The organism is Neglectibacter sp. X4, from assembly GCF_009917365.1.
GTDB lineage: Bacteria > Bacillota > Clostridia > Oscillospirales > Acutalibacteraceae > Acutalibacter.
On the sequence record NZ_QWLE01000097.1, the window covers coordinates 1 to 4,966 of the forward strand.

Annotated in this window: 3 protein-coding genes; 1 reads left to right on the forward strand and 2 read right to left on the reverse strand. The window is 34.8% G+C overall.

Features of this window, described 5'->3' with window-relative positions; all coding sequences use genetic code 11:
- Positions 1-119 precede the first annotated feature (119 nt).
- Positions 120-2,456, forward strand: a complete 2,337-nt coding sequence (locus D1841_RS16370) for a tetratricopeptide repeat protein (protein ID WP_160644691.1) — start codon at positions 120-122, stop codon at positions 2,454-2,456.
- On the opposite strand, the gene D1841_RS16375 is transcribed toward D1841_RS16370, so the two are convergent.
- Both D1841_RS16375 and D1841_RS16380 read right to left on the reverse strand, forming a co-directional pair.
- Positions 2,430-3,698 carry a hypothetical protein gene (locus tag D1841_RS16375; RefSeq protein WP_160644692.1) on the reverse strand — a complete coding sequence of 423 codons (1,269 nt, stop codon included), beginning with the start codon at positions 3,696-3,698 and terminating at the stop codon, positions 2,430-2,432. The two genes, D1841_RS16370 and D1841_RS16375, sit on opposite strands and share 27 nt — an antisense overlap.
- 4 nt (positions 3,699-3,702) lie before the next feature.
- The gene (locus tag D1841_RS16380; RefSeq protein WP_160644695.1) at positions 3,703-4,893 is read right to left on the reverse strand and encodes an alpha-D-ribose 1-methylphosphonate 5-triphosphate diphosphatase; all 1,191 of its coding nucleotides are present in this window, start codon (positions 4,891-4,893) and stop codon (positions 3,703-3,705) included.
- Positions 4,894-4,966 lie beyond the last annotated feature (73 nt).

Below are 4,966 nucleotides of genomic sequence, written 5' to 3' on the forward strand. Positions count from 1 at the left end.
AAAGGATAATCTCGAATTATCTCACTTGCTTGGTTTATTTTAGTTTGAAGACTTTTGTAATTATGCCCTCCCTATTACCGATACGCACTAGATAAATCACTATTTCAGGAGGAAAGTATGTGGAGTACAAAAATATTGAGTATAGCTCAATTATACAAACAGTTTCTGCTGCCATAGCAATTTTCACAGCAATTGGCAGTATAATCTGGAATATTATCAAAAGATTAACAAGGCGCAAGTTAAATATAACTAGTTATTATGTTTCTCAAAGTGTTTTTTCAGATAGAAATCAGAGTCTTAACAACATGATAACGATGATACAAACGGAAACAAAAGTAATAAATGTTTATGGTAAGCGTGGCATTGGAAAAAGTGCATTCCTCCGCTTTTTTTGCGATTGCATAAATTGTAATCTCAGCCGTGAAAATAGTAATCGTAAGGAATATACTAACTCGATCAAGAAACTTCGAGCGAAAGCTCTTTACTTTCAGCTTTCCGGAGATGGATCCCGTAGCATCAATGATCAGATTATTTCGCAAGTATCCGGTTTGGGCTTAACATTGATAGAAATTGCAGAAAATCTCGTACAGTTGATCTGGCGAAAAAAGATTTTCATTGTTCTAGATAATATAAACAATGCAGGATTGGGTAAAGAAATTGAATCAGTAATTGATACCTTTTTGGCATATTCGGACAGATATCGCATCATTGTGGGGTCAATAGAGAAACAAGCATTTTTAAACATAATGAATGAAAGGCAGCTTGGATATATAGAACTTCCTACATTTGACCAAAAGGACATTTTTGATTTTGCAAAGAGAAACTCTAAAAAGTTGCAACCGGAAACTCTCGCCCAAATCATTGACTTTTCGGATGGATTGCCAATTTTTGTAAATCTTTTGCTAAATAGCGGCTCATCAGTTTTATCTACAATTACTTATGATAAAAATCGGATGGATACTTATTTAGGCAGAATAATTGATGAATTAGACGAGCCATTATGCATATTGGCGCAGTATATAGGCTTTCTCAGTATAACAAGCCCCACTCTATCTGTAGAAATATTTGAAGAGTTTAACATCGCCTTGCCTTCCATGTGTTTTGAAAGACTTGAAAACTTTTCTCTTATTGAATTTAACAGAAAGACTAAGACCATCTATATGCATGAATTATTCAGAGATTATATATGCTCCAGGTTTTCCCGCTCAACAGAGATAATCAAGAAGATCTACAAACATTATTATCATACTGGGATGCAATATGAGCAGATATATTATTTGATAATGCTAAAAAGCGACGATAATAGCGGAACTATTGTGCGGGGAATTCAGAAAGCTATCTCAGAAGAGAATTTCTCCTTTCTTTTAATGGTAGGTGAACACTACAAGCGCTTATATAACTGGGATACAGTATCTGGGCATATTTCTGAAAGGACATTTCTGGCTGTTGTTTTAGGATATGTAGAAGGATTAATAGGGGTTGGAAATTATCTTGCTGCTCGGGAAGTAGTTGATAGATGCAAGATAGCTGCACGCTCGCCGGAGACAGACCTACAATTTCGTTTTTCATTGTTGACAGCAAAATTATATCATTTACAAAATAACTATGATGAGTCAGTTTCTCTGTATTTGATTCTACTCTCTGGTATTTATAGGAATAAGGAGTTTGAAAAATATGAGGCTAGATGTCTTTGGGGAATAGCCCACGCATATCGCCACCAAGGCCGAGATTTCAATGCTGCGATTGAATTTTATGACAAATCAATTTCTAGTGCAAAGAAACTCGGAAGAAAGAGTGAAATTCTTAGAGGGATGAGAGAAAAACTTACTGTTCTCTTATGTCAACAACAGATGAAATCTGCCAAAAAGCTTTACAGGAAAATATCATTCTACATGACCTTCCTCCCAGAAGACGGTTATAAAGAAACGAAGGCTTCATATAAAAAAATAAGAGCTCAATATATATCAGTTTCAAAAAAAAACAACTTGGATTTAGAAAGCAGTCTCCTGTTAAATGTGCTTCATGATTACAAATTGCAGAGAAAGCGCCTTCAATATAATGTATATTTTCAATTAGGGGAATACTATAGACATTTAGAAAAATATGCAAGTGCAAAAGAAAATTATGAAAGAGCACACAGCTTCTCAAAAAAGAACCAAGACTTTAATTTAGAAACCATGTCGCTGATTGCGTTGAGTATTTGTAATATATGTACAAACTCTTCTAATATATCGGATACGGAAAACGAGATTGTGAAATGCATAGACACATGTGAACAACACAATTTAAATATGAACAAACTATTATCTGAAATGCTATTGGCATATCTACAAAAAAAACGCGTCGACAAATCTGTATTAAATGGATTTATGCAGCTCCGTTATACTAGTGCTATCAATGCTTGCCGCAAAATGGACTATAAGAGTTTGTTAAATCTCTATCTGTTTATGATGTAGCGCGGATGTTAGTTTGCTTAGTGTGGAATTTGAAAATGTATAGTGAATCTCTTTAGGAGAAAGACCTTCTTTCATGGTGGCAATCTTCTCCTTGTTGGGGTTTCTATCTCTGAGCAAGGCCATAATTTCACATATAATACTTAAATCCTCCTCGTTCCAACCATATCGAGCAATCTCCTGGGTTCCCAAACGGATTCCACTCCCCTTAAAAAGAGATTTCTCCTTTTTATTTAATGTTACTCCAAATCTAATTGCGTTTTGATTTATTCTCAACATTTCTTCATAGTTACAAAAAATAAATAATTGATGGGTTTCGCTGAAATGATTTGATATTTCTCCCATTTGAAACCCCTTTTGTGCAAGTGTGTTTCCTAATTGATTTGATGTTTTAATAATAGCTTCGGTATATTCTTTTCCATAGTATTCGAATTCAATTAAAGCAAAAAGTAAACTAATCACTTGATGCATTTGTGTATGCCGCAGAAAAATGGGATTAATTTTCTGTTCAATTCTTAAATGGATTTCTTCATCATTTGTTAGTATCAATCCTGAGGCAGGGCCCGGGAGAGTTTTATGTGTACCTCCAAAAATGACAGCATTTTTTAACTTTATTGGAGAAGGAATTAGCCCAGCCGCTATTAGGCCCATAAGTTGACTTATATCATATAGTAAAGTGCAATTGCTTAAATCAAAACATTCCACAGAAGGAGGATGAATAATATCAGAAGGAGCTAAAAGGATATAGTTGATTTTTTCGCGCTTAATTAAGTTATTAGCTTTATCGTAATTAATATCCCACTTGGAATAATCATATGGTAATTCATAAACTTGAAGCCCTAATCTTTCGCATACGGGTTGTATTGATGAATGACCACCCCATGTTGGCGGAAGAATAGCAATCTTCTCATTAAGTGACGTTAATGACATCAACAATGTTGTCAAACAATTCATACCTGAAAGAGTACGTGCATCTGCATAATGTGCTCCAAATAGGACTTGGCATTCTTCATGTATCATAGAATAGAAAGGTAAAAGTGTATTGCTACCAATAAAATTGTCTTCTAATCTGTACTCATATGAACTTCCCATTATATATCTTTCCTGAAAGTCTCCACTTAACGGGATTTTCGAAAAAGGCGAAATCGGATTTTCAGCAGCACACAATGGAATTGACTGACTATAGTAATGAGTGCATTCAGCAAGCATAGAATTTAGTTTTTCAAGTTTCGAATTATTTGCCATTTTGTCAATCCTCATAGAATATCTGATACTTCTTCTTTCCATCCACAAAAGCAATAACAACTTTTGGTATTTCAGACTTCAAATCTACTATAAGTATATCCGCATTTTTGCCTGGCGCAATTGAACCGTATAGATGATCAAGGTGAACTGCTTTTGCAGGGTAATATGTTGCAAAGCTTACTGCTTCAGGTAAAGTCACTTGCGTGATACGTGGAAGTAAAAATATAGAAGGAAGAAAAGATGGGCTGTAATAGTCTGAACATATTATGTTAGCACATCCACTTTCAACCAATTCTAGTGCAGATGCATTCTTATTGTGAGAACCTCCTCTTAATATATTGGGTGCCCCCACCAAATTAAAAAAATTATTCTCTGCTGCTTTGGCAGCGATGTATGCTGTAAGCGGGAACTCACTTATCTGTATATTGTGTCTTTTCATAAACTCGAGTTGCTTATCTGTTTCCACGTCGTGGAAAGCAATTGGAATACTCATTGTGTTAGCGCATTCCAATAACCTGTTAATTTGTTCTGATGATAAGGTTGGTTTCTTCTGACACTCTTTGATAATCGCATTCATCTGGTACTCAGGAATCTCTCCATACTGCTTACGTATTTCAACTTTAAATGTTTCTAAATTGGAATATTGCCCTTGGCCTGGGGTATGATCCATGATTGATAACTCATGGATTTTTTTAGAATTGATTCTATCAATGATAAGTTCAAGTGCCTCAATTGTATTCAATTCTAATCTGGCGTGAAAGCGATGATGAATCAGTAAGTGTGCATCTTCCTGATTTATAGCATCTCCTATTCGAACCATTTCTGGCACGGTTAAAGTTCTAGTGCGATTGCAAATAGTAGAATTTGCTATTGATATGGAATGATAAATTGTTGTTATGCCCTGACTAATCAATTGTCTGTCAGCCTCATATAACGCTATTTTATTATCAAAAATAAGACCTTTCCGTGGAACAATAACTGTTTCAATCATATCAGAATGAATATCTATTAACCCTGGAATGATGTATTTGTCAGAACAGTCAATAATTTCGAAGGTGTCTTTTTCACGGGAAATGCTAGCTAATGGAACAATATCCTCAATTTTTTTCTCGTTTATAATAATTGCGTGGTTTTGAATAACCTCTTTTTGTAAAACAATAAGTCCATTTACTAACGCAGTTCTTCCTCTACACATATAACTCATCCTCATTACAGTAAAATTTGGCTATAGCTTAATAGAAGCAACCGATAATTCGAGATTATCCTTT

Coding starts and splice junctions, on each gene's coding strand:
- D1841_RS16380 (WP_160644695.1), bottom strand. CDS start 4,893: ATGTGTAGAGGAAGAACTGCGTTAGTAAATGGACTTATTGTTTTACAA.
- D1841_RS16375 (WP_160644692.1), bottom strand. CDS start 3,698: ATGGCAAATAATTCGAAACTTGAAAAACTAAATTCTATGCTTGCTGAA.